This window comes from Microbacterium laevaniformans (genome assembly GCF_016907555.1).
Classification (GTDB): domain Bacteria; phylum Actinomycetota; class Actinomycetes; order Actinomycetales; family Microbacteriaceae; genus Microbacterium; species Microbacterium laevaniformans.
On the sequence record NZ_JAFBCE010000001.1, the window covers coordinates 2,531,677 to 2,555,480 of the forward strand.

Consider the following 23,804-nt stretch of genomic DNA (forward strand, 5'->3'; position numbering starts at 1 on the left):
AGGTGTGTGCTAGGAGCGCGTCCACAGCACGTCGTGGCGGACGCGTTCCACCTCGGCGAGAGTGTCGGCGACGATGGCGGATACGCCCCCGCCGGCGAGGTCCTCGCCGACCGCGATGAGACCGTGCCGACGACCGATCGCCGCACGGGTCGCCGCGGTGCGCTGGGCGTGACCGAGGACGGACGCCGGCGGTGCGAGCGTCGCACGCCGTTGCGCAGCCGCGCGAACGCCTCCGATTCCGGGCCACAACTGCGCAGCGTCGGCGGCGGCGCGTGCGATGAGGTCGGTGGCATCGTCCGCCGGTGCCGCATCGAAGGTCAGCCGAAGCACCCGCCGACCGGGCCCGGCGTGGGCACGCACACCCGCCCACGCGGAGCCGACGTCGATGACGGATGCCGCCGCCATCGCTCCCGGCACGGGATAGATCGTCGCGGGACCGTCGGAGGCGGCGGTCCCGGCATCCATCACGAGGGTCACGACGTCGCGCACGGGCAGGGGCGCAGCCTCGAGGACGATGCCGTGCTCACGCAGGAGGGCGGCGGAGGTCGCCGCCCCGGCGGCCAGCACGACGATATCCGCGGGCAGCGGCTCCGCGGACTCTTGCGCGGAGGAAAGCTCGGCCTCGTCCCGCGGGTCCGCGGGGTCGAGATGGACCAGCCAGCCGTCCGGCGTTCGCGTCAGGCCCCGTGCGCGGTGGTTCACCCGCAGGTCGGCGTCGAGCAGCAGCAGTCGCTCGGTGAGCGCCGTGACCAGCTGTGTCAGCCCGCCTCGCAACCGCGCCCGGCGCGGACCTGTCGTCGCGGCGTCGTCGGGCAGCAGTTGGCCGACCGCGCCGGCGAGCGAGCCCGCGCGGGTCAGCGCGGCGCTGAGGCCGGGAACGGCGAGGTCCACATCGATCTGGTCGGGATCGACACCCCAGGTGCCGAGAGTGAGGGGGGCGACGAGGCGATCACGCAGGCGCGCGCCCATGCGTGAGCGCACGAGCGCACCCAGGCTGCGCTCACGACCGATGGTCAACGGAGGCCGCAACCGATCGAGGTAGGCCCGCCACACCCCCCGACCGCCCACGAGGGCGCGCACCGGTTCGGCCCACACGTTGGCCGGGATGCCGGCCCGATTCGGTGGCAGCGTGACCACGCGTGGGCCACCGGGGGTGGCGAGCGCCACTGCGACCGAGCCCTCGCGCGCCGGCTCCACCTCGGCGCGCAGTCCCAGCTCGTCGAGGAGGCCGGCGAGCGCGGGCGCCGAGAGCGAGAACGCTTCGGGGGCCAGATCGACGGTGACGCCGTCCAGCTCGTCCGTCTCGATCCGGCCGCCGAGCCGGGGCTGCTGTTCGATGAGCGTGACGGGCATGCCGATGCGAGCGCACTCCCACGCGGCGACCAGACCTGCGATCCCCCCACCGATCACCACGACCCGGGTGGTGCGGGCACGGTCGGCGAGGTCGGCGGCAGGCTTGTCGGACACGCCCCCATCCTTTCACCGCGTCGTGGAGAGGGCCGGAAGGGAGGTGGCGCCTCGCACCTAGAGTGGAGCCGTGCGGCTCACCTACTTCGGCGGACCGGCGTGGGATGCCGGGCCTCTTCCGGCGCGCGGTCGCGGGCAGGAGAGCCTGCTGTTCCGTCTCGCGGTCGATGCGGGCGCCGCGGTGTCCGTGCGAGCACTGGCGGACGACCTCTGGCCGGTCGATGCACCCGACGATCCGCGCGCCGCGGTGCAGTCCCTCGTCTCGCGTCTGCGCCGCGCCCTCGGCTCGGCGACGATCGAGGCGGTGTCCGGCGGCTACCGTCTGACGCTCGGCCGGGAAGAGATCGACCTGACCCGCTTCCAGGACCTCGTGGCGGCGGCCCGCCGTGAGGATGACCCCGAACGAGCCGCGGCGCTGGCGCGCAACGCGCTCGATCTCTGGACGGCGGACCCCTGGGTGCCGGACGACTTCGACTGGGCGCGGCGCGATCTGCTCGAAGACCGCGCGCACGCGCAGCGGATCGCGGGTCCGCACGGCGCGCCCACGGTGGGGGCTGTGGACGACACACGCATTCCGGCAGCGTTGACGCCTCTGATCGGGCGAGCCGACGAGATCGCCCTCGCCGAGGCTCAGCTGACCGATGAGCGGCTGCTCACCCTGATCGGTCCCGGCGGTGCGGGAAAGACAACTCTCGCACTGGAGCTCGCCCGCCGTCACGCGCCCGCGGTGTTCGTCGAGCTGGCACCGGCCGACGCGGGGGGCGTGTGGGATGCCGTCGCCACCGCTCTCGGTCGCGGCGTCCGCCTTTCCGAGAGCACTGTCGGGCAGGCCCAGGGCTCCCGCGAGCGTGCCCTCGCCGCCCTCGCCGGCCGGCCCCTGCTGCTCGTGCTCGACAACGCCGAGCACGTCGTGAGCGACGCCGCCCAGGTGGCGACCGATGCTTTGCGGGTGGCACCGGCGCTGCGACTGCTGGCTACGAGCCGCGAACCGCTGGGCGTTCCTGGCGAGGCGTTCGTCACGGTGGGATCGCTGCCGGAGGGCGATGCCGTGGCCTTGCTGGCCGCGCGCATCCGCGCCGCCCGCGGGCACGCGCCGGACGCCGGCGAGACGGAGGCCGTCGCCCGCATCGCACGGCGCCTGGACGGTCTGCCGCTGGCACTCGAGCTCGCCGGGGCGAAGGCACGGGTGCTGTCGATCGCCGAGATCGAGGACGGCCTCGCGGATCGATTCGCGCTTCTGGACCGAGGACCGCGCACGGCGGAGCCGCGGCACCAGACACTGCGGGCTGTCATCGACTGGAGCTGGAGCCTGCTCGACGACGCGCAGCGGGACGCGCTGCTCGCGTTGGCCGTCTTCCCCGACGGCATCTCCTCCGCGGACCTGGCCGAGGTCACGGCGGCGTTCGGGCTTCCCGAGACGGCGATCGACGACCTCGTCGAGCGTTCACTCGTGCAGCGCTCCCGCGGCCGCTACCGCCTGCTGGAGACCGTGCGCGAGTACGGACTGGACGCGCTCCACCGATCGGGCAGGCTGGAGGACGCTCGCGGACGCCAGGCCGCCGTGATGGCGCAGCTCGCACTCGCGCAGGACCGGGCGCTGCGGACCCCGGCCGCCCGGCCGGCCATCGCCTGGTTCGACGCGAACGAGGAGAACCTCGCTGCCGCGACCCGCTTCTCCGTCGGTCACGGCGAACTCGAGGTGCGTCTGGCGCGGGCGCAGCTGTGGATCTGGCAGTTGCGCGAGCGGTTCGATCTGCTGACGTCCGTTCTGAACGCGACCGCGACCCCCGCCGACGCCCTCGCCAGCGAGGCGGATGTCGTGGTGGCGGCCATGGCGATGCTGATGCGCACGATGCTCGATCCGACGACCACGCACCTGTCCACGCAGAGCGTAGCGCGCATCGCCGCGGCCGCGCAGAGGTACGACTCGGAGCTCGCGGCCGTCCTCCCCGTCGTCCTGCGCGGGGCACTGCGCGCCCGCCAGGACCGGCGCGGAGACGAACCGTGGTCGACGTACCTGCGGCTGGATGAGAGCGATCTGACGGACGGCCCCGCCTGGAGCCGGGCGTTCGCTGCGGTCATGAACGCGGCCACCGCGCAGAACAACGGTGACATCGAGGGGCTCGGCGACGCCAGCGGCCGCGCGCTGGATGCCTTCCGGCACCTCGGCGATGCGTGGGGCACGGCTCTGGCCAGCCAGATGCGATCGGAGTGGCTCATGCTGCAGGGGCGCCTGGAGGAGTCGCTGCGCATCGCGGACGAGTCGACGCAGGCGCTCGAGGGTCTGACGTCGGTCAGCGATCTGCTGCAGCAGCAGGCGCTCTCCGTGTCGATCCTGCTCCGTCTCGGTCGCGAGAGCGAGGCCCGGCAGCGCGTCGACCAGATGCTCGCCCGCGCGCGGGCCGACGGCTCCGAACGAGCCGTCGCCCAGGCCGCCGCGACGGCAGCCGCGCTCGAGCTGGTGCGCGGCGACGGCGCCGCCGCCCTGCGCGAGCTGGAGCGTGCCGGCAGCCTCGAACAGCAGCAGGCACTGGCGGGCTTTCCCGCACAGGTCGCCGCGTGGCAGGAGAGCAAGCGCGCGCTCGCGCTGCTGCTCACCGGAGACGCGGCGGGGGCCGCGGACGCCCTGCGACGGGCCGCGCCGGTCGCCGTCCGCACGGGCGATCAACCGATCATGTCGGACGTCGCGGTCGCTTTCGCCCGCTGGTTCCTGGCCGCGGATCGCCTGAGCGATGCGGCGGCGGCACTCGCCGAGGCCGACCGGCTGCGGGGGCGCGCCGACCTCAGCGACCCGATCGCCCTGCCCGTGCGCGATGCGGTGAGCGCCGCCGGACGGGATGCCGCGGCATCCGATCCGGCGGAGCTCACCGCACTGGTCGATCGTCTGGACGGGCGCTAGGCCTTCCGCATGTACGCCCGCACCGTGAGCGGCGCGAAGACGAGGACGATGACGGCGGCGCCCAAGAGCGAGGCCCAGAAGTCCCCTGCGATGACCCCCGCGTTCGCGAGATCGCGCACCGCGGTCACGAGGTGAGAGATCGGGTTCACACTCGCGAACCAGGCGAGCGGTGCGGGCAGCGAGTCGATCGGCACGTACGCGTTCGACAGGAACGTGAGCGGGAACAGGATGAGCATCGAGATGCCCTGGACGCTGGATGCCGTGCGAGCGATGACGCCGAAGAACGCGAAGATCCAGCTGATGGCCCACGAGCAGGCGATGACGAGCAGTCCGGCCGCGAGGACCGCGCCGAAGCCCCCGGCCGGGTGGTAGCCCATGAGGAAGCCGACGACGAACGTGATGGAGGTCGCGATCGCATAACGCAGGGTGTCGGCCAGCAGCGCGCCCGACAGCGGAGCGATGCGTGCGATCGGCAGCGACCGGAAGCGGTCGAACACACCCTTGTCCATGTCTTCGCGCAACTGCGTGCCGGTCACGACCGAGGTCGTGATGACGGTCTGCACGAGGATGCCCGGAATCAACGCCGGAAGGTAGCTCTCGACGTTTCCGGCGATCGCGCCGCCGAAGATGTACGCGAACATCAGCGTGAAGATGATCGGCTGCACCGTCACATCGACGAGCTGCTCGGGCGTGCGACGGATCTTCACCAGCCCGCGATACGCCATCGTCAGCGTGTTCTCGACGGTCTGGCGCAGGCTCGTGCGGTTGGAGAGCCGGCGCTCGGATGCCGGGGTGATGGGCGTCAGATCGGTGCGGGTCGGGGCGATGGCGCTCATGCGTGGACCTCCTCTGAGGCGGCGTCGGCAGACGCGGAGTCGGTGGCCGCGGCATCCGCCGGTCGGCCGGTGATGGTCAGGAACACCTCATCGAGCGTCGGCTTCTGCACGCTCATCTCGGTCAGGTGGATGCCGGCCTCGCGCAGGGTGATCAGCAGATCGGTGACACGGTCGGGGTCGGACATCGGCGCGGTGATGCGCGCCGCCTCGGGCGAGAGGGTGCCGCGCACCCCCAGCACCTGCGCGATCGCGCGCAGGGCGTCATCCACGTCGGCGGGATCGGACATCCGCAGGATCAGCGACGACGTGCCCACCGAGGCCTTGAGGTCGTCGGCCGTGCCCTCGGCGACCACGCGGCCGTGATCGATGACGGCGATGCGGTCGGCGAGCTGATCCGCCTCATCGAGGTACTGCGTCGTGAGCAGCACGGTGGAGCCGGTCGCGACGAGCTCGCGGATCGTGTCCCACATCTGCCCGCGCGTGCGCGGGTCGAGACCCGTGGTGGGTTCGTCGAGGAAGATGAGCGGAGGCTGGGCCAGAAGCGATGCGGCGAGATCCAGTCGACGCCGCATGCCGCCCGAGAACTTCTTCAAGGGCCGCCGCGCGGCATCCGTCAAGGAGAAGCGCTCGAGGAGGTCCTCGGCCTTGCGCTTCGCCTCGCTGCGCGTCAGGCCCAGGAGCCGACCGAAGATCATCAGGTTCTCCGTCGCCGACAGCGTCTCATCGACCGACGCGAACTGCCCGGTGACGCCGATCAGCTGACGGACGACGTTCGGCTCCCGCGAGACGTCGTGGCCGAAGATCTCGGCGCGACCGGCGTCGGGACGCATCAGCGTCGCGAGCATGTTGATGGTGGTGGTCTTGCCGGCCCCGTTCGGACCGAGCACGCCGTAGACCGTGCCGGCATCGACGGCCAGGTCGACGCCGTCGACAGCGCGGTTGTCGCCGAAGACCTTCACGAGGCCCTCCGCGCGCACCGCGAGGGTGGATGGTGAGGTGGAAGTGGTCATGGCATCCACTGTGCGCCGGGCGCACTGTCGCACCCCTGTCACGCGGGCGACGGGGCTGTCACCGTGCTGTCACGGCGGGTCTGCGGGTGACACACTCGAGGGATGAGCCTGCACATCACCGACGACCCGGCCGCCGACACCCTGCTCACCGAGAACCCGCTGGCGCTGCTGATCGGCATGCTCCTCGACCAGCAGGTGGCCATGGAGACGGCGTTCAGCGGTCCGTTGAAGATCCAGGAGCGCATCGGCGCCGTGGATGCCGCGACCATCGCCGGCTACGACCCCGACGCGCTCGTCGCCGCCTTCCAGCAGTCGCCGGCGGTGCACCGCTACCCCGGCTCGATGGCCGGTCGGGTGCAGACCCTCTGCCAGACGCTCGAGAAGGAGTGGGGCGGGGATGCCGCGGCTCTGTGGACCGAAGGCGACCCCGACGGGCCGACCGTGTTGAAGCGGTTGAAAGCCCTCCCCGGCTTCGGCGAGCAGAAGGCCAAGATCTTCCTCGCCCTGCTCGGCAAGCAGTACGGCTTCACCGGCGCCGGCTGGCGCGAGGCCGCGGGCGCCTACGGCGAAGACGGCTCCTACCGCTCGGTGGCCGACATCGTCTCCCCCGCGTCGCTGGCCAAGGTGCGCGAGTTCAAGAAGGCGGCGAAGGCCGCGGCGAAGGGCTGACGGCCGGCGAGGCGCGTTTCCACTCCTCGCTGCGCTCGTCGCTCAACGACCGGAAGTTGCGCTCTCACCGGTCGTCGAGCGAGCGCGGCGAGTCGAAACGCCCCGACCCGCGACGTCAGCCCTGCACGAACAGGTAGCCGCGCTCGTCGTCGAAACCACCGATGACGAGGCCGCGACCGTAGTGCGACAGCATCTCCTCGCGCACGCGCAGACGCCACGCCGCGGCCTCGGCCGCATCGGTGCGACGCAGAGACTCGATGTCCTCGGGGATCTGGACGGTCGCGACGACGTCCGCGGCATCCGGCTCACGCACCGGAGCCGACGCGAGCGCCCACGCGACCAGGAGGCGGTCGCTGTCGACACCCTGGCCGTTCTGGTCGAGTTCGGCGCCGTCGTAGGCCGAGCCGTACTGGTCGACGAGGTACTCCACGAAACGCACGCCGATCGTCTTGGCGTTGAAGTGGGCGTTGCGGCGCACAAGCGGGTCGAAGGTCCAGGTGACCGTGCCGATGTCGCGGGCGATCGCCCACTGGCGCTGCTGCTGCTTGAGCAGGCGTCCGAACCCGCGACGCTGGTACTCCGGCAGTACGCCCGTGACGTGGGAGTGCATGGCGTGCTGCTCCGGCGGGGAGAAGAACGCGACGGAGGCGCCGACGATGCGGTCGCCGTCGTACAGGCCGACCACGTAGTTGCCCGAGTACTGCAGCGCGCGCATGAGCGGCGCGGGCATGGGGTCGCGTCCGCCCCAGATCTCCACGATCACCCGATGGGCGGCGAAGATCTCGTCGAGCGTGTCGAGGTCGCGGATACTGAGGGTGGACTCGGATGCGCCGGATGCCATGCCTCCACGGTAGCCGCTCTCTCGCGCTCCGCCGCGTGCCCCTGGCCGCGAGACACGCGCGGCGCACCGAAACACCGGTGCACAACGCGTGTCTCGGTGCGTGGACGGTGTCTCGCGGACCCGAGACGCGGCGCGGCGGCGCGGGGCGGCGCGCGCGGGGCGGGGCGGGGCGGATCGGGGGATGCCGAGGCTCAGGCGCCCCGCAGGCGCGAGCCGAGGTAGCCCACGAGCTCGTCGAGCGCGATGCGCTCCTGCGCCATCGTGTCGCGATCGCGCACGGTCACGGCGCGGTCGTCGAGCGAATCGAAGTCGACGGTGACGCAGAACGGGGTGCCGATCTCGTCCTGACGGCGGTAGCGACGGCCGATGGCGCCGGCGTCGTCGAAGTCGACGTTCCACCCCTGTGCCCGCAGATCGTCGGCGACCTCGCGTGCCAGCGGCGACAGGCGCTCGTTGCGCGACAGTGGCAGCACGGCCACCTTGACGGGCGCCAGGCGCGGGTCCAGCGCCAGCACCGTACGGGTGTCGGTGCCGCCCTTGGCGTTGGGCACCTCCTCCTCGCGATACGCGTCGACGAGGAAGGCCATCATGGCGCGGGTGAGGCCGAAGGACGGCTCGATGACGAAGGGCGTGTACTTCTCACCCGAGGCTTGGTCGAAGAAGGTGAGCGACTGGCCCGACGCGTCGGAGTGGCTCTTCAGGTCGTAGTCGGTGCGGTTGGCGACACCCATCAGCTCGCCCCACTCCTTGCCGGGGAAGCCGAAGCGGTACTCCACGTCGATCGTGCCGGCGGAGTAGTGCGCGCGGTCCTCCTCGGGAACGTCGAACCGCTTCATGTTCGCCGGGTCGACGCCCAGGTCGACGAACCAGTTCCAGCACGCCTCCACCCAGTGCTCGAACCACTCCTGCGCCTCGGCGGGCGGTGTGAAGTACTCGATCTCCATCTGCTCGAACTCGCGGGTGCGGAAGATGAAGTTGCCGGGGGTGATCTCGTTGCGGAAGGCCTTGCCGACCTGGCCCACACCGAACGGGGGCTTGCGGCGCGAGGCGGTGAGCACGTTCGAGAAGTTCACGAAGATGCCCTGCGCGGTCTCGGGGCGCAGGAAGTACAGACCCGACTCGTCATCCACGACGCCCAGGTAGGTCTTCACCAGCCCGGAGAACGCCTTCGGCTCGGTGTACTGGCCCTTGGTGCCGCAATTGGGGCAGGGGATGTCGGCGAGGCCGTTCTCCGCCGGGCGGCCCTTGCGCGCCTCGAAGTCCTCGATGAGGTTGTCGGCGCGGAAGCGCTTGTGGCAGTGCAGGCATTCGACGAGGGGGTCGGTGAAGGTCGCAACGTGGCCGGAGGCCTCCCAGACGCGCTTGGGCAGGATGATGCTCGAGTCGAGGCCGACCATGTCGGCGCGTCCCCGCACGAACGTCTGCCACCACTGGCGACGGATGTTCTCCTTCAGCTCCGTGCCGAGGGGGCCGTAGTCCCAGGCCGACCGCGATCCGCCGTAGATCTCCCCGGCCTGGAAGACGAAACCCCGGTGACGGGCGAGGGCGATGACTTTGTCGAGGCGGGACTGCTCGGCCACAGGTGGCTCCAATGGTCGTGTCGCGAATGCGAAAAGGGTGTGGATGCCGACAGTTCCGGCATCCGTCGATTCTAGTCTTCCGCCGCTGCGGCTTCCCGGCCGGCCCGTGACTAACGTGGAGCGGGTGAGCGCAGACCGCGAGATCCAGCACGTCATCGTCCCCGGGCGTCACCACCTGCTGACGAGGTTCCAGGCGGCCTACCTCGGCGAACTGCTCGCCGGCCGCGGGCGCGACGAGAACGGTGAGCCGATCGCGGTCGCCGCCGACGCGGTCGTCGTCTGGGCGGTCACGAGCGCGAACCACTCCGCGACGCGCCGCAACCCGTTCCCGGGACATCGGCGGGAGGCGGCGATCGAGATCCTCGCGCACGTCGGGCGGATGCCGTCGATCGTCGTGCCCGTCGTCGACGTCGCACCGACGCCCCGGTTCGCCGAGATCACCCTCAAGCAGATCGGGTATGCGACCGCACAGGGGGTGATCCCCGCGCCCGAGACGGCGATCATCGCCACCTCGACGCCGCAGGTCGCCGACATGTACCGCGGCCTGGGGTATCGCATCGCGCCGATGGAGCGCGACCATTCCGACGCGCCGCGCACGCCCTGGCAGCTGCTGGACGATCTGATGGCCGGCTCGGATGGCTGGCGCGCAGACGCGCACGCGGCGAGCCTCGACATCGTCGACCGTTACGGCCTGGCGGCGCAGGCGCGCGAGATCGCGGCCGACCCCGTCATCGGCGACGAGGGCGGGCTCACCCAGACGCGCGACTACCGCACCTATAGCCGCGCGTTCGAGGATGCCGCGGAGCGCAAGTGGGCCGAGGCGCGCCCCTGGATCGTGCCCGGCCGCATCGTCGACCTGGGCTGCGCGACGGGGGCGATGCTCGAGCTGGCATCGCAGGAGCCGGCCCTGGCCGAGTCTGACCTGATCGGCGTGGAGATCGCCCCCGAACTGTTCGCAGCCTGCGAGCACAAGAAGTCCGAGGGCGCGTTCGCGAACCCGAACACGTTCTTCTACCGCCGCAACATCCTCGCCGGACGCCTCTTTCCCGCGCGCAGCATCGCAACGACCCTCAGCTTCGCGCTGACGCACGAGATCTACTCCTACGGCGACGGGATGCCGTCGCTTCAGGCCTTCGCGTCGGCGATCGCCGACCATACCGTGCCCGGTGGCGTGTGGATCAACTCCGATGTCTGCGGACCGGCCGATCCCGATCGCATCGTGCGGCTGCGGATGCAGGACGGCGACGTCACGACGCCCGCGCGCGAGCTGACGGGATCCAACGACGAGGTCGCGGCATCCCTCGACGCGCTGCCGGTGGGCAGCCGGGTCGCCCAGTTCGCTCAGGACTTCCGCGCGCTCAGCGGCGCTGCGTGGGAGTACGAGGTGCGCGACGAGCGGACGATCGAGCTGCGTCTGGCGGATGCCATGGAGTTCCTCGAGACCGTCTCGTACACCCGCAACTGGCTGTCGGAGATGCACGAGCAGTTCTGCGCGCTGTCGTGGGCCGACTGGCGCGAGCTGGTCGCATCGGTCGGGCTCGAGATCGACGAGCGCTCGGGGCCCTGGCGCAACGACTGGCTCGTGGAGAATCGGTTCGCGCCCGCGGCATCCCTTCTCGGGCTCGACGACGAGCCGCTGGACTGGCCCGACACGCACATGCTGCTCGTCGCGCGCCGCCCGCTCGACGGCTGAGGCGCGCCGGGCGGGCGGGTCGTCCGCGTCGTGGATTCGGATCAGGTCAACAGAATCGGATGCCGCGCGCGGCGGCATCCGCATCCGCTCGCATCCTCCGAATCCGTTGACCGGCCGTGCGGCGGCCCGGCCGCTCAGCGCTCGGGGCGGGTGAAGGGCGGCTGCAGCTGACCGACCGGTCCGCGACGGAACAGCTGGGCGGGGCGCCCGCCGTCGCGCGCCATACCCCCGGTCGGCTCGACGAAGCCCGCGGCGCCGGTGATCTTGCGGTGGAAGTTGCGCGGGTCGACGGGCACTCCCCAGACCGCTTCGTAGACCGCGCGCAGCTGCGCGATCGTGAACTCGGGCGGGCAGAAAGCCATCGCGAGCGCGGAGTACTCGAGCTTCGCGCGCGCCCGCTCGAGGGCGTCGGCGAAGATCGCGACGTGGTCGAAGGCCAGCGGCAGCGCGCCGCTCTCGACCTCCGCGACGGGCCACCACCGGGCCGAGCGTGCGTCCGATCCCGCCGCGGGTTCGCCCAGGTCAGGCGCGAGGGCGAGCCAGGCGACCGTCACGACACGTCCGCGCGGGTCGCGGTCGGGCGCGCTGTAGGTGCGCACCTGCTCGAGGTGCACCCCGGCCGTCACCCCCGTCTCCTCGGCGAGCTCGCGGTACGCGGTGGCCTCGGCATCCTCGTCGGGCAGCACGAAGCCGCCCGGCAGCGCCCACATGCCCGCCGCCGGCGCGATGCCGCGCTCGACGAGGAGGACGTGGAGCGCACGGTCGCGGATGGTCAGCACGACGAGGTCGGCCGCGACCGCGAAGGAGAAGGGGTCCACGCGCCCAGATTACCTCAAATCGTCACCTTGACGATAACTACCTACCGGAGTTATCGTCAAAGTGACACTAAAGAGAGAAAGAGGACATCATGGCCACCATCACCCGCCGCCCGTTCGTCCGCCACCTGAGCACGACGCCCACGATGCACGTCACCCACTTCCGTCGCGGCGGCATCCGCCACGCCGGCGCAGGACAGGCGTTCTGGTTCCGCCCCCTGGATGCCGCGATCAGCGAGGTGCCGCTCGACGACCGCGAGCTGTCGGTCGTCGTGAGCCTGCGCACCGCCGACCTGCAGCAGCTGTCGGCTCCGGTCACGGCGACGTATCGCATCGTCGATCCCGACCTCGCCGCGCGCCGCATCGACTTCTCCATCGATCTGGTGACCGGCACGTGGACCGAGCAGCCGCTCGACGCGATCGCCGCACCCCTGCACGGCGCGACGACCGCCGCCGTCGTGCACCTGCTGCAGCCGCGCACCCTCGACAACGCCCTGCGTGCCGACCTCGCCGAGCTGGGCGCCGCCGCCACCGCCATGCTGGCCGCCGACGCGCGCCTGACCGACCTCGGCATCGCCATCGTCGGGGTGCGGTTCTCACTGCTGCGCGCCGAGCCCGACGTCGAGCGCGCCCTGCAGACCCCCGCCCGCGAGACGATCCAGCAGGATGCCGACAAGGCCACCTTCGCCCGCCGCGCCCTCGCGGTCGAGCGCGAGGCCGCGATCGGCGAGAACGAGCTGTCCAACCAGGTCGAGCTCGCGCGCCGGCAGGAGGAGCTCGTCCAAGCGCGGGGACGCAACTCCCGCATCGAGGCGGAGCAGGCGGCCGCCGCTGCCGCGATCGCCGTGGATGCCGAGGCCGAGCGCATCCGCACGAACGCACAGGCCCGGGCCGACGCCGACCGTGCGCTCGGCGAGGCGGCCGGCGCGGCCGAGCAGGCCCGAATGGCGGCACTGCGCGACGTGCCCGTCGAGGTACTGACCGCCCTGGCGATGCGCGAGCTGGCGGGCAACCTGCCCAGCATCGACCACCTGACCGTCACGCCCGACCTGCTCACCGACCTCGTGGGACGCCTCGGCGGCCGGGCCGCCGCGCAGACCGCGACACCGACGGGACACTGAGATGACCACCCCTCGAGCCGTCATCGTGCATCGGGCGAGCGAGCTCACCGAACTGCTCGCCCGGCACGGCACGCGCGGCCAGGTCTCCTTCTTCCTCGATCAGCGAGGCCAGAGCCTCGCCGCCGTCGAAGAGCGGCACGAGCGCACCCGCGCCGCCCTGGCCGACGTGTCCGCGGGGCTGCCGGTCGATTGGCGGCGAGCCACGGTCGAACGCAGCGACCTCGCCCGCTTCGTCTTCGAACCCGACGACGTCGTGCTCGTCGTCGGACAGGACGGGCTCGTCGCCAACGCCGCGAAGTATCTCGGCATCCAACCCGTCATCGGCATCGACCCGCTGCCCGGCGTCAATGCCGGGGTGCTCGTGCCGCACACCCCCGCGGCAGGAGTCGCCCTCGCCGCAGCCGCGCAGGCGGGAACCGCACCGATCTGCGAGCGCACGATGGTGCAGGTGCGCACCGACGACGGTCAGTCGCTCACGGCGCTGAACGAGGTCATGATCGGCCAGAGCGGCCACCAGTCGGCGCGCTACACGCTCGAGGTCGGCGGTCGCCGGGAGCGACAGTCCTCGTCGGGCGTGATCGTCGGCACCGGCACGGGAGCCACGGGATGGTGCTCCTCGATCGCACGTGTGCAGGCACCCGGGATGCCGCTGCCCACCGCCACCGAGAGCGCACTCGCCTGGTTCGTCCGGGAGCCGTGGCCGTCGCCGAGCACGGGCGCAGACCTGTTCGCGGGTCGACTCGACGGCGGGCAGGTGACCCTCCGCGTCGAGTCGGACGTGCTCGTCGCGTTCGGCGATGGGATGGAGGACGACCGCCTGTCGCTGTCGTGGGGTCAGCGCGTGAGCGTGGGGGTCGCCGACCGGACGCTGCGCACCGTCATGGCGTAGCCGCGTCAGCGGGCCCGCACGGACCGCTTCGGCTCGGGGACGAACAGCGTCTCGCTCTGCTCCAGCGCCATGCCCTTCGTCTCGGGGATCTTCCACAGCACGAAGACGAACGACAGCGCCGCGAACACGGCGTACATGCCGTACGTGAACGGCAGCGAGAAGGCCGCAAGCTGGGGGAAGGTCCAGGACACGAGGAAGTTCGCGATCCACTGGGAACTCGCCGCGACACCGAGGGCCTTGCCGCGGATGCGGCTGGGGAAGACCTCCCCGAGCAGCACCCAGACGATGGGGCCCCAGGAGGCGCCGAACCCGACGACGAACAGGTTCGCCGCCACCAGCGCGATCGGACCCCACGTCCCCGGGAGGGTCACCTCGCCGTCCACCGTCTGTGCGAACGCGAAGGCCAGCGCCATCGCGCCCAGCGACAGGGTCATCATCAGCGAGCCGGTCATCAGAATCGGCTTGCGCCCGACGCGGTCGACGAGGAAGATCGCGACGAGCGTCACCAGCACGTTCGTCACGGAGGTGAGGACGCTGATCAGCAGCGAGTTGCTCTCATCGAATCCGACCGCACGCCACAGCGTCGTCGAGTAGTAGAAGATGACGTTGATGCCGACGAGCTGCTGGAAGGCCGACAGCAGGATGCCGATCCAGACGACGGGCTGCAGTCCCAGCGCCTTTCCGCGCAGAGAGGCGCTCCGGTTCTTGCGGTCGTCTTCGATGCTCCTGATCAGCTCGTTCATCGTCTTGTCGAGGTCGGCGGCGGGAACGAGTCGCTCGAAGATCGCGCGCGCCTCGTCGTTGCGTCCCTTCGCGAGCAGGAATCGCGGAGACTCCGGCATCGTCAGCGCCAGGATGCCGTAGACGGCGGCCGGCGCGACGCCGATGAGGAACATCCACCGCCACGCTTCGAGGCCCCACCACAGCACGTTGTCGGCGCTGCCGGCGGCATCGGCGAGCACCGCGTTGCTCAGCAATGCGGTGAAGATGCCGATCGTGATCGCGAGCTGCTGCAGAGAGGCGAGACTGCCGCGCACCTGACGCGGTGCGACCTCGGCGATGTAGGCGGGAGCGACGACCGACGCGATGCCGATGCCGATGCCGCCCAGGACGCGCCAGACGATGAGGTCGGGAACGCTGAAGGTCAGCGCCGAGCCGATCGAGCTCGCGAGGAACATGGCGGAGCCGAGGAGCATGACGCGCAGCCGGCCCCAGCGATCGGAGAGGGCTCCGGCGATGATCGCCCCGAGCGCGCAGCCGAGCAGGGCGACGGCGACGACGAACCCGGTGAGCAGGGCGTCCTTCGTGTACGTGGACTCAATCGAGGAGACCGCTCCGTTGATGACCGAGGAGTCGAAGCCGAACAGGAACCCGCCCACCGCGGCGGCGACCGACAGTGCCGCGGCCCTTCGCCCATACGGGCTCCTCATCGAGAACGTGCCGGCGGGGAGCGAGTCGGTCGAGGTCACTCGGAAAACGATAGCCCCGCCGGGAGCGACAGGGGCCGCCCTCGCCGGCGGAGCCCTGCGCGTGGTAAGGACCGTCAGGGAACGCGCTGGAACAGGCCGTCCAGTAGCGACTGGTAGTACGTCGGGGTGACGGAGATGGGCCCGGAATAGGGGCGGTCGAAGCCCGCGATGGCGTAGAGCAGCAGCGCGACGAAGACGGCGATGAGCCCCGCCATGATGAGGTGGATGCGGAGGTTTCGCACCTGGATGAGCGAGAGCAGGATCGCGTTCAGCAGCGCCCCCACCCAGAGCACCGTCCACAGGATGCTCGGCAGGCCGAGATCCGTCACCTCGATCCGCTCGCGCCGCTGTCCGACGAACGCCTCGAAGGACTGCAGTGTCTGCGCCTGTACGTTGATCTCCCGAGCGTCGGTGGGGACGAACCCGGGCTCGGGAGGCACGACAAGCCGACGAAGCCGACGCAGAAGACCGTCATCCCCAGCCACAGGGGCGCGTCCATCAAGCCGACGATCATGAGCCCGCGGGCCTGCGCTCAGACCGCCGTCAGCTGACGAACGAGATCGAAAGGGGGTAGGTGTACCACTCCCCCTTGTTCGCCTTCACGGCGGCGATGATCGAGAAGACGATGTTCACCACGTACACGGCGAGCAGGATGAGCAGCCCGATGCCGATGATGGAGAGCACCGTGCCGACGAGGGACGCGATCAGCATCGTGAGCTGGAAGTTCAGCGCGGCGGCCGTGTGCGCCCGCACGAACGGGCCGCGGTCCTTCAGCACGAGGTAGCCGATCAGCGACGGCAGGAAGTAGAAGATGCCGCCGACGTGGACCAGGGTCGCCCACGTCTTCTCGTCGGACGGATTCATCTGCTGCGGGCCGGGCTGGGCCGCGGGTTGCGGGTACGGCGGAGTGGTCATGCCACCAGCGTAGGGGGCGCGTGTCCGGCACACCGAGGGGGTTATCCCGAGATCCGCCGAATCCTCGGCATCCGGCGGCATCGTTCGATACGGTCGAAGGACATCGGCAATACACAGGAAGTGGGTTCGTAACGTGGAGATTTTTGCCGCTGGGGGCGCACTGGTGATCGTCGGCATCGCCGTCGTCGCCGCGACCGTCCTCCTGATTTTCCTGCTGATCATGGTGCGCGCGTGGTACAAGGTCGCCAAGGCCGACCAGGCGCTCGTGGTGGTCGGCAAGAGCCAGAAGAACGCCAGCGGCGAGTCGTCGCGCATCTCGGTGATCACCGGCGGCGGCGCCCTCGTCAACCCGCTCACACAGCGCGCCGAGATGATCTCGCTGCGCGCCCGCCAGATCAAGATGGAGCCGACGGCGCAGGCCTCCAACGGAGTGACCGTCAACGTCTCGGGCGTCGCGCTGGTCAAGATCGGCTCCGACCCCGAGTTCGTCCGCCGCGCGGCGGAGCGCTTCCTCTCGCAGGACGGCGCGATCGAGCAGTTCACGACCGAGCAGCTCGAAGGTGCCCTGCGCGGCGTCGTCGCGACCCTGACCGTCGAGCAGCTGATGAAGGATCGGCAGAAGCTGTCCGACCAGATCGCCGAGGGCATCAAGAGCGACCTGCTCGCCCAGGGACTCATCCTCGACTCGTTCCAGATCCAGGGCGTCACCGACAAGAACGGCTACATCGACGCCCTCGGCGCGACCGAGGTCGAGCGCGTGCGCCGAGAGGCCGAGGTCGCCCGTATCAACGCCGCCCGCGAGGTTCGCGCCCGACAGATCGCGACCGACGAGGCGAACCTCGTCGAGCAGACCGCGTTCGACAAGAACTCCGCCGCCGCGGCGGCCGAAGTCGGTCGCGCCCGCGCCGAGGCCGAGCAGGCCGAAGCGCTCGCGCGTGCCGAGCGTGAGCAGGCCGTGCTGCTGCAGGGAGCCGAGAACAAGCAGGCCCAGCTGGATGCCGACATCAAGAAGGTCGCCGACGCCTCCCTCTACGAGCGCCAGCGCGCGGCGGACGCCGCCGCGTACGGCGAGGTCAAGGCCGCCGAGGCGCGCGCGCAGATCGCAGCGCAGGAGGCGGAGGCCACCCGGCTTCGCGCCGAGGCCGAGGCCGACGCGGTGCGGCTCGTGGGCGAGGCGCGGGCGGCGGCCATCGAGGCCGAGGCCGAAGCCCTCTCCAAGAACCAGGAGGCTCTGCTCGCGCAGCGCGCGCTCGAGGCGCTCGTGCCGATGATGACCGAGTTCGCGCGCGGGTTCGACAAGGTCGGCTCGATCACCGTGCTCGGCGGCGAGGGGGCGTCCAGTCACATGGCCGCCGAATCGGCCTCGAGCATGCGGGCCAGCTTCGACGCGATCCAGGCGGCGACCGGCATCGACCTGCGGCAGGTCATCCAGGGGCAGGCGACCGGCCGCGGCATGGCCCAGGGGCTGCGCGAAGAGCCGCCGGTCACGACCGAGAGCTGACGCGTTTCGACTCCTCGCTGCGCTCGTCGCTCAACGACCGGGCACGCCTCCCGCCCGGTCAGCGGCGCAGCTCGACCCGCGCGACGGTCGCGTCTTCGAGCGCGACGGGATCGATCTCGACGCCGATGCCGGGCGCGGTCGGCACGCGGACGTGCCCGTCTTCCAACACGATCGGCTCGCGCACGATGTCGCGGGCGTAGAAGCGGTCGGATGCCGAGACGTCGCCGGGCAGCGTGAATCCGGGGAGCGCGGCCAGCGCCGCGTTGGCCGCGCGGCCGATGCCGGTCTCGAGCATGCCGCCGCACCACACGGGGATGCCCGCCTCGCGGCACAGATCGTGGATGCGGACCGCTTCGAGGTAGCCGCCGACGCGGCCCGCCTTGATGTTGATGATCGCGGCGGCCCGCAGAGCGAGCGCATCGCGCGCCGCCTTGGCCGACACGATCGACTCGTCGAGGCAGATGGGCGTGCGAAGCCGCGCGGCGAGGTGTGCATGGTCGACGATGTCGTCCTCCTGCAACGGCTGCTCGATCAGCAGGAGGTCGAAGCGGTCGAGCTCGGCGAGGGTGTCGGCGTCCGCGAGCGTGTAGGCGGAGTTCGCGTCGACCTGCAGGGGAATCGCCCCGAACGCGTCACGCACCGCGGCGGTGTCGGCGACGTCGCGTCCGGGCTTGATCTTGATCTTGATGCGCACGTAGCCCTGGTCCACGTAGCCGGCGACGGCGTCGACGAGGGCCGACGGGTCGCGTTGGATGCCGACCGACACCCCGCTCGGCACGCGGTCGACCGTGGCGCCGAGGTACTCCCCCAACGCGCGGCCCTCCGCGCGGAGGGCGGCGTCGAGGACGGCGAGCTCCAGGCCGGCCTTCACCATGCGGTGCCCGACGAACGGCTCGAGCACGCCCGCCACCTCTTCGGGCGCGAGAGCGCGCGCCGCGGCATCCAGAAGCGCGGGCGCGAGGAAGCGCTGGGCGACGTCCCACGCGCCCTGCGTGTATTCGCTGGAGTAGAGGGGGGACTGCTGGGTGACGATCTCTCCCCACCCGTCGCCGTCGGCGGTGCGAACGCGCACCACGATGACCTCCCGCACGGTCTCGGTGCCGAACGAGGTCGCGAACGGCGAGACGAGCGGCAGATGGAGCACGCGAAGCTCGACCGCGTCGAGGCGCACGGGTGCGGCGGGGCGGGCGATCGGCATGGGCTCAGGCTACGCCGCGCGCCGCGCGCGCACCGGGCCGATGTGCGCCGCGTCGCTCCCCGCAGCGGTGAGTCCGCAGCGCCGCGAAGCGCGGGGCGACGTAGGTGCTGCGGCGCGGTGCCCGCGGCAGCTATGACGCGGGTTCGCGAAATCAGTCGTCGACGACGGTGACGGTGACCTCGATGTTGCCGCGGGTGGCGTTCGAGTAGGGGCACACCTGGTGCGCCGCGTCGGCGAGCTGCTGGGCGACGGCGTGGTCGATCTCGGGGATGTTGACCTCGAGCGCGACGGCCAGCTGGAACCCGCCCTGGCCGTTCGGGCCGATCTTGACCTGCGAGCCGACACTGGAGCCCGCGATCGCGACCTTCTGCGCACGCGCGACGGCCTGCAGCGCGCCGTGGAAGCACGCGGCGTAGCCCGCGGCGAAGAGGAGCTCGGGGTTCGGGGCGCCGCCGGCGCCACCCATCTCCTTCGGGACGCGCAGGTCGACGTCGAGGATGCCGTCGCTCGTGCGGACGTGGCCGTCGCGGCCGCCGCCGGTGGCGAGGGCTTCTGCGGTGTAGAGGGTTTCCATGGGGTTTCCTTTCGTGGAGGTCAGAGAGTCGCGCCGGCGGCCATCGGTCAGGCAGCGGTGCGCAGATCGGAGGCGACCGCGCGCATGTTGGCCGTGATGGCGGCGAGCTGTTCGAGCAGCTCACCGAGCCCGCGACCGCTGCCGACGAATGCCGGGACGAGGCACCCCGCGGCCGCGACGACCTCGGCGTGCACGTCACGACCGGCGGCGGTGAGGGCGACCCGCACCACGCGCTCGTCGGCGGCATCCCGCCGGCGCGAGACCAGCCCGCGGTCCTCGAGCCGCCGCAGCAGGGGCGACAGGGTGCCGGAGTCGAGGCCCAGTTCCTCGCCGAGACCGCTCACGGTGCGCTCGCCCGTGGCGAGTACGACCATCGCGAGGTACTGCGGGTAGGTGAGCTTCCAGGGCTTGAGCAGCTCGCGGTAGGCCTGCGTCGTCGCGTGCGAGGCGGTGTACATCGCGAAGCAGACGAACTCGTCGAGCGTGGCGGGAGCGGGCATGAGGGAAGCATTGCACACAATTGAATTGTGCACAATGTTTCCCGCAAGGGCGGCGTCAGCGCGACAGGGTGAACCCGTCCGGGTCGCCCGGCCGGGGCGGTCGCAGCTGCGGGGGCAACGGCCACGGCAGCACGATGCCCTCGTGCGGCCTGCTCATGTCGCCGTAGTCGTCGACCTTCACGACGATCCGCGCGGGCGTCACCTCGACGAGCCGGACCCGCACCGGCGTGCCCTCGCCGCGCTCGAGCATCCAAGGCTCGGCAAGGAAAGCGAGGCCGCGCTGCTCGAGCGCCTCCTCGGCATCCAGCCACTCGACGGATGCCGCGACCACCCGCCCCAGCACGTCGATCGCCGTCCACGCGTCGCCGTCGGGGCGGATCCACCCCAACCGCTCGCCGTCGTCGCGACGGTGGGGAGTCCAATCGTCGGCAACGGCGCCGCCCCTGCTCACGACGCCACCCCGGAGCGAACGAAGAGGTAGCCGCGCTCGTCGAACCCGGCCACCGCGAAGCCGTCCTCGGTGAGCCCGAGGAACGCCTCCCGCACGCGGTACCGCCAGTCCAGCGCTTCGCCCGGGGCATCTCGGCGGAGCCGTTCGATGTCGGCGGGAACCTCCACGGTGGTGACGATGGCGCGCTCGGGCGGCGGGGCGGCAGGCGCATCCAGGTCCCAGACGGCGAAGATGCGGTCGCTCTCGTCACCGCGGTTCACGCCGTCGTCCATCGCGCCGTAGTGATCCACGTAGTACTCCCCCACCCGCGCGCCGAGCACACGAAGGTTGAAGGAGGCGTTGCGGGCGACGAGCGGGTCGAACGTCCACGTGATCCGGTGGACGCCGCGCGCCAGAGCCCACTCGCGCTGGTGCTGCTTCAGCAGCCGTCCGAGTCCCCGCCCGCGATGATCGCCGACGATGCCGGTGATGTGCGAGTGCAGCGAACGGTCGTCGGGGGCGGCGAAGAAGCCGACCGACGCGCCGATCATGCGCTCCGCCGAGGGATCACCCTCCGTCGGCACGGCATAGAGCCCGACGGCGTAATTGCCGACGTGCGCGAGCGCACGCAGGAGGTTCGGCGGCATGCCCGTGCGGTCACCGCCCCACACCTCGCTGAGCACGGCGGATGCCGCCGCGATCTGCTCCATCGTGCGAAGGGGCCGGATGCGAAACCCGTCGAGGGTCCGGCTGTCGAGGTCCGCCATGCCGTCACCCTATGCCGGAGCCACCGCATCAGGCGGCCGATGGCCTGAAATGATGCCCGCTGATGACGATGCCCGACGACGATTGACCCGGATGCCGCCGCAAGGCGCCATCGTCGCCGTGCTGGCGCTGGCGGGGCTCGCTTCGTCGTTCATGTTCACGCTCGTCGTCCCGATTCAGACGCGTCTGCCGGATCTGCTGCACGCGAACCGCGACGACACGGCATGGGTGGTCACCGCGACGCTGCTCGCGGCCCCGCCGCCGAGCACCACCCGGCGCTGCCGAACGGTCACGAGCGGCGCGCGGGCGCCGCCCGGTTTCACCCGGCGTCACACGGCCGTCACGCATGCCCGGCGCGCCGTATCCTGACGACGGCTCGAAAACCGGAAGCCTCCGCCTTGAGCAGCCCGCGACCGTCGCCGCTGCAAGAGCCTTCTGACACTCGCCCGCGTCGCGGGCCATCGTCCTCAGGAGGAGAACCATGTCCGTCGCCACCACCACCTCCGGCAGCCTGCCGCGCACCGCCGCCCTCATCGAGGCGAACGCCGCCCGCAGCCTCGCCGACGACGGCTTCACGCTGCTGTCGACACCCGAGTTCGAGACGCTCACGGCCCAGGCCGTCGCCGACGTCGTCGAGCGCCAGCGGGCCGCTGGCGTCACCCTGGTCGGCGACGGCGAGTTCGGCAAGGCCATGTCGAACGCCGTCGACTACGGTGCCTGGTGGTCGTACTCGTTCCAGCGGGTGAGCGGCCTGTCGCTCACCGAGATCAACGCCTTCAACGAGCCGCCGGTGCGCTCGGAGCCGGGCGCGATCCGCCTGACGAGCTTCCTCGATCGCCGCGACCGCCAGCGGTTCCCCGTCGCGTACGCCGAGGCCGTGGAGGCCGGACGCACCGCGACCGCCTTCCCCACGACCACCGGACCGCTCGCGTACCGGGGTCAGGATGCCGTGGCCTCCGACATCCGCCACCTCACCGCGGCGCTGCGACCGGGTGAGCGGGGCTTCCTCACCGCGATCGCGCCCGGATCCGCGGCACGCGTGCGCAACGACTACTACGCCACCGACGAGGAGCACATCTTCGCGTGGGCCGACGCGCTGCGCGAGGAGTACCGCGCGATCGTCGAGGCGGGTCTCATCCTGCAGCTCGACGACCCCTCGCTCGCCGAGAACTTCGACCAGATCTCCCCGGAGCCCTCGATCGCCGACTATCAGGCGTTCACGAAGATCCGCATCGACGCGATCAACCACGCCATCGCGGGGCTTCCCAAGGAGCAGGTGCGTCTGCACCTGTGCTGGGGGTCGTGGCACGGCCCCCACACCACCGACATCGAACTGAAGGACATCCTCCCCGTCGTGCTGCAGGCGAACGTCGGCTCGATCTCGTTCGAGGCCGGCAACGTGCGCCACGAGCACGAGTTCGGCGCCTGGGCGGATGCCGCCGTGCCCGACGACCTGGTCCTGGTGCCCGGTGTCGTCAGCCACGCGACGAACGTCGTGGAGCATCCCGAGCTGGTCGCGCAGCGCATCCGCCGGTTCACCGACATCGTCGGCGCCGACCGCGTCATCGCCTCGACGGACTGCGGCCTCGGCGGCCGCATCCACCCCGACATCGCCTGGGCGAAGCTCGAGACGCTCGGCGCGGGCGCCCGCCGCGCGTGACTGCCGCCAGCGGCGACGGCACGGGCATCCCTGTGAACCCGGTCGGGACGAGCGCGCCCATCCGGCAGAATCGATCCATGGCTCCCGTGCACGATCCCCACCTTCCCGCCGACCACGCCTGCCTCATCGTGCACGGCAGCGACAAGCCCGGCATCGTCGCAGCCGTGTCGGCGATGATCACCCGCATCGGCGGCAACATCGTCGCGTTCGACCAGTTCTCCGACGATCATCGCGGCGGCGCGTACTTCCAGCGGGTCGTCTTCCACCGCCCCGACTTCGCGCTCGAGCGCCCCGCGATCGAGATCGACATCGCCCGCACCCTCGCCGACTTCGAGCTGGAGTGGTCGCTGACCGACCAGTCGGTGCCCAAGCGCATGGCGATCCTCGCGTCGAAGCAGGACCATTGCCTCCTCGACCTGCTGTGGCGCCACCGACGCGGCGACCTGCCGGTCACCATCCCGATGGTCATCTCGAACCACACCACGACGGCCGAAGACGTCCGCAGCTTCGGCGTGCCGTTCTTCCACGTGCCCTCGGTCGCGGGTCCCGACAAATCGGCGTCGGAGGAAGAGATCCTGAAGCTGCTCGTCGGCAACGTCGACTTCGTCGTGCTGGCGCGCTACATGCAGATCCTCTCGCCCGAGTTCCTCGAACGCCTCGGCGTGCCCGTGATCAACATCCACCACTCGTTCCTGCCCGCCTTCATCGGCGCCGAGCCCTACAAGAAGGCCAAGGAGCGCGGCGTGAAGCTCATCGGCGCGACCTCGCACTACGTGACGGGCGACCTCGACGAGGGTCCCATCATCGAGCAGGACACCGTGCGGGTCACCCATGCCGAGTCATCCGCCGAGCTCGCCCGGCGCGGCGCCGACGTCGAGCGTCAAGTTCTCTCCCGCGCGGTGCTGTGGCACGCGCAGGACCGCGTCATCCGTCACGGCAACCACACGATCGTCTTCTGACGCGGCGCTGCCG

22 protein-coding genes and 1 pseudogene are annotated in these 23,804 nt (G+C 71.1%); 9 read left to right on the top strand and 14 right to left on the bottom strand.

Translation table 11 applies throughout. The features are described from left to right. Window positions 1–9: 9 nt before the first annotated feature. Entirely contained in the window at window positions 10–1,467 is a 1,458-nt protein-coding gene (locus JOE53_RS12100) for a protoporphyrinogen/coproporphyrinogen oxidase (protein ID WP_204947868.1), read from the bottom strand. A gap of 70 nt (window positions 1,468–1,537) precedes the next feature. On the opposite strand from JOE53_RS12100, the gene JOE53_RS12105 reads away from it, so the two are divergent. After that, the gene (locus JOE53_RS12105; RefSeq protein WP_061683878.1) at window positions 1,538–4,366 is read left to right on the top strand and encodes an ATP-binding protein; all 2,829 of its coding nucleotides are present in this window, start codon (window positions 1,538–1,540) and stop codon (window positions 4,364–4,366) included. Here the strand turns inward: JOE53_RS12105 and JOE53_RS12110 are convergent. Beyond that, window positions 4,363–5,202: an ABC transporter permease gene (locus tag JOE53_RS12110; protein ID WP_005047888.1), complete on the bottom strand. Its 840-nt coding sequence runs from the start codon at window positions 5,200–5,202 to the stop codon at window positions 4,363–4,365. The genes JOE53_RS12105 and JOE53_RS12110 overlap by 4 nt on opposite strands. After that, the gene (locus tag JOE53_RS12115) at window positions 5,199–6,212 is read right to left on the bottom strand and encodes an ATP-binding cassette domain-containing protein (RefSeq protein WP_204947869.1); all 1,014 of its coding nucleotides are present in this window, start codon (window positions 6,210–6,212) and stop codon (window positions 5,199–5,201) included. The genes JOE53_RS12110 and JOE53_RS12115 overlap by 4 nt, the downstream gene beginning before the upstream one ends. Before the next feature lie 102 nt (window positions 6,213–6,314). Here JOE53_RS12115 and JOE53_RS12120 point away from each other — a divergent pair, with 102 nt between their 5' ends. Next, window positions 6,315–6,881, top strand: a complete 567-nt coding sequence (locus JOE53_RS12120) for an HhH-GPD-type base excision DNA repair protein (protein ID WP_204947870.1) — start codon at window positions 6,315–6,317, stop codon at window positions 6,879–6,881. A gap of 115 nt (window positions 6,882–6,996) precedes the next feature. Here the strand turns inward: JOE53_RS12120 and JOE53_RS12125 are convergent, their stop codons facing one another. Continuing rightward, a complete protein-coding gene (locus tag JOE53_RS12125; RefSeq protein WP_061683036.1) occupies window positions 6,997–7,722 on the bottom strand; it encodes a GNAT family N-acetyltransferase in 726 nt (241 codons plus the stop codon). A 191-nt stretch (window positions 7,723–7,913) separates the two neighbouring features. After that, on the bottom strand, window positions 7,914–9,302 hold the full coding sequence (locus JOE53_RS12130) for a glycine--tRNA ligase (protein ID WP_036318153.1): 1,389 nt from the start codon (window positions 9,300–9,302) through the stop codon (window positions 7,914–7,916). 124 nt (window positions 9,303–9,426) lie between these two features. Here JOE53_RS12130 and JOE53_RS12135 point away from each other — a divergent pair, with 124 nt between their 5' ends. Beyond that, window positions 9,427–10,995, top strand: coding sequence for a class I SAM-dependent methyltransferase (locus JOE53_RS12135; RefSeq protein ID WP_271171022.1), 1,569 nt, complete (start codon window positions 9,427–9,429; stop codon window positions 10,993–10,995). Window positions 10,996–11,129: 134 nt separating this feature from the next. Here the strand turns inward: JOE53_RS12135 and JOE53_RS12140 are convergent, their stop codons facing one another. Beyond that, window positions 11,130–11,813, bottom strand: coding sequence for an NUDIX hydrolase (locus JOE53_RS12140; protein WP_204947872.1), 684 nt, complete (start codon window positions 11,811–11,813; stop codon window positions 11,130–11,132). 89 nt (window positions 11,814–11,902) lie between these two features. On the opposite strand from JOE53_RS12140, the gene JOE53_RS12145 reads away from it, so the two are divergent. Then, complete coding sequence (locus JOE53_RS12145; RefSeq protein WP_204947873.1) at window positions 11,903–12,931, top strand: SPFH domain-containing protein; 1,029 nt, start codon at window positions 11,903–11,905, stop codon at window positions 12,929–12,931. Between the two features lies 1 nt (window position 12,932). After that, window positions 12,933–13,820, top strand: a complete 888-nt coding sequence (locus JOE53_RS12150) for an NAD(+)/NADH kinase (RefSeq protein WP_204947874.1) — start codon at window positions 12,933–12,935, stop codon at window positions 13,818–13,820. A 5-nt stretch (window positions 13,821–13,825) separates the two neighbouring features. Here the strand turns inward: JOE53_RS12150 and JOE53_RS12155 are convergent, their stop codons facing one another. The 3 genes from JOE53_RS12155 to JOE53_RS12165 form a co-directional block, all read right to left on the bottom strand. Then, the gene (locus tag JOE53_RS12155) at window positions 13,826–15,250 is read right to left on the bottom strand and encodes a sugar porter family MFS transporter (protein ID WP_233450074.1); all 1,425 of its coding nucleotides are present in this window, start codon (window positions 15,248–15,250) and stop codon (window positions 13,826–13,828) included. 113 nt (window positions 15,251–15,363) lie between these two features. Beyond that, window positions 15,364–15,774 carry a bestrophin-like domain gene (locus JOE53_RS12160; RefSeq protein ID WP_204947876.1) on the bottom strand — a complete coding sequence of 137 codons (411 nt, stop codon included), beginning with the start codon at window positions 15,772–15,774 and terminating at the stop codon, window positions 15,364–15,366. Window positions 15,775–15,832: 58 nt separating this feature from the next. Beyond that, entirely contained in the window at window positions 15,833–16,204 is a 372-nt protein-coding gene (locus tag JOE53_RS12165; protein ID WP_233449563.1) for a DUF4870 domain-containing protein, read from the bottom strand. Window positions 16,205–16,367: 163 nt separating this feature from the next. Here JOE53_RS12165 and JOE53_RS12170 point away from each other — a divergent pair, with 163 nt between their 5' ends. Further along, window positions 16,368–17,705 (top strand): SPFH domain-containing protein, encoded by a 1,338-nt coding sequence (locus tag JOE53_RS12170; RefSeq protein ID WP_204948240.1) that lies wholly within the window; start codon window positions 16,368–16,370, stop codon window positions 17,703–17,705. Window positions 17,706–17,763: 58 nt separating this feature from the next. Here the strand turns inward: JOE53_RS12170 and menC are convergent, their stop codons facing one another. From menC to JOE53_RS12195, 5 genes are all read right to left on the bottom strand, one after another. Continuing rightward, window positions 17,764–18,903: an o-succinylbenzoate synthase gene (gene menC, locus JOE53_RS12175; protein WP_204947877.1), complete on the bottom strand. Its 1,140-nt coding sequence runs from the start codon at window positions 18,901–18,903 to the stop codon at window positions 17,764–17,766. 151 nt (window positions 18,904–19,054) lie between these two features. Continuing rightward, the gene (locus JOE53_RS12180) at window positions 19,055–19,477 is read right to left on the bottom strand and encodes an organic hydroperoxide resistance protein (RefSeq protein ID WP_204947878.1); all 423 of its coding nucleotides are present in this window, start codon (window positions 19,475–19,477) and stop codon (window positions 19,055–19,057) included. A gap of 47 nt (window positions 19,478–19,524) precedes the next feature. After that, window positions 19,525–19,977, bottom strand: coding sequence for a MarR family winged helix-turn-helix transcriptional regulator (locus JOE53_RS12185; protein ID WP_204947879.1), 453 nt, complete (start codon window positions 19,975–19,977; stop codon window positions 19,525–19,527). 55 nt (window positions 19,978–20,032) lie between these two features. Next, complete coding sequence (locus tag JOE53_RS12190; protein WP_204947880.1) at window positions 20,033–20,428, bottom strand: hypothetical protein; 396 nt, start codon at window positions 20,426–20,428, stop codon at window positions 20,033–20,035. After that, on the bottom strand, window positions 20,425–21,174 hold the full coding sequence (locus tag JOE53_RS12195; RefSeq protein ID WP_051498733.1) for a GNAT family N-acetyltransferase: 750 nt from the start codon (window positions 21,172–21,174) through the stop codon (window positions 20,425–20,427). The genes JOE53_RS12190 and JOE53_RS12195 overlap by 4 nt, the downstream gene beginning before the upstream one ends. Window positions 21,175–21,265: 91 nt before the next feature. On the opposite strand from JOE53_RS12195, the pseudogene JOE53_RS12200 reads away from it, so the two are divergent. The 3 genes and pseudogenes from JOE53_RS12200 to purU form a co-directional block, all read left to right on the top strand. Further along, window positions 21,266–21,427 (top strand): annotated as a pseudogene (locus JOE53_RS12200) (MFS transporter); the annotation flags it as partial. 226 nt (window positions 21,428–21,653) lie between these two features. Then, window positions 21,654–22,832 (top strand): cobalamin-independent methionine synthase II family protein, encoded by a 1,179-nt coding sequence (locus JOE53_RS12205; protein ID WP_204947881.1) that lies wholly within the window; start codon window positions 21,654–21,656, stop codon window positions 22,830–22,832. Window positions 22,833–22,909: 77 nt separating this feature from the next. Next, window positions 22,910–23,791 carry a formyltetrahydrofolate deformylase gene (gene purU / locus JOE53_RS12210; RefSeq protein ID WP_036285719.1) on the top strand — a complete coding sequence of 294 codons (882 nt, stop codon included), beginning with the start codon at window positions 22,910–22,912 and terminating at the stop codon, window positions 23,789–23,791. The last annotated feature ends 13 nt before the right edge of the window (window positions 23,792–23,804 follow it).

Bases quoted from the DNA above. Each gene is read 5' to 3' on its own strand.
- JOE53_RS12110 (WP_005047888.1), bottom strand. From the start codon at position 5,202: ATGAGCGCCATCGCCCCGACCCGCACCGATCTGACGCCCATCACCCCG.
- JOE53_RS12115 (WP_204947869.1), bottom strand. From the start codon at position 6,212: ATGACCACTTCCACCTCACCATCCACCCTCGCGGTGCGCGCGGAGGGC.
- JOE53_RS12120 (WP_204947870.1), top strand. From the start codon at position 6,315: ATGAGCCTGCACATCACCGACGACCCGGCCGCCGACACCCTGCTCACC.
- JOE53_RS12125 (WP_061683036.1), bottom strand. From the start codon at position 7,722: ATGGCATCCGGCGCATCCGAGTCCACCCTCAGTATCCGCGACCTCGAC.
- JOE53_RS12145 (WP_204947873.1), top strand. From the start codon at position 11,903: ATGGCCACCATCACCCGCCGCCCGTTCGTCCGCCACCTGAGCACGACG.
- JOE53_RS12150 (WP_204947874.1), top strand. From the start codon at position 12,933: ATGACCACCCCTCGAGCCGTCATCGTGCATCGGGCGAGCGAGCTCACC.
- JOE53_RS12155 (WP_233450074.1), bottom strand. From the start codon at position 15,250: ATGAGGAGCCCGTATGGGCGAAGGGCCGCGGCACTGTCGGTCGCCGCC.
- JOE53_RS12165 (WP_233449563.1), bottom strand. From the start codon at position 16,204: ATGACCACTCCGCCGTACCCGCAACCCGCGGCCCAGCCCGGCCCGCAG.
- menC (WP_204947877.1), bottom strand. From the start codon at position 18,903: ATGCCGATCGCCCGCCCCGCCGCACCCGTGCGCCTCGACGCGGTCGAG.
- JOE53_RS12180 (WP_204947878.1), bottom strand. From the start codon at position 19,477: ATGGAAACCCTCTACACCGCAGAAGCCCTCGCCACCGGCGGCGGCCGC.
- JOE53_RS12185 (WP_204947879.1), bottom strand. From the start codon at position 19,977: ATGCCCGCTCCCGCCACGCTCGACGAGTTCGTCTGCTTCGCGATGTAC.
- JOE53_RS12195 (WP_051498733.1), bottom strand. From the start codon at position 21,174: ATGGCGGACCTCGACAGCCGGACCCTCGACGGGTTTCGCATCCGGCCC.
- JOE53_RS12205 (WP_204947881.1), top strand. From the start codon at position 21,654: ATGTCCGTCGCCACCACCACCTCCGGCAGCCTGCCGCGCACCGCCGCC.
- purU (WP_036285719.1), top strand. From the start codon at position 22,910: ATGGCTCCCGTGCACGATCCCCACCTTCCCGCCGACCACGCCTGCCTC.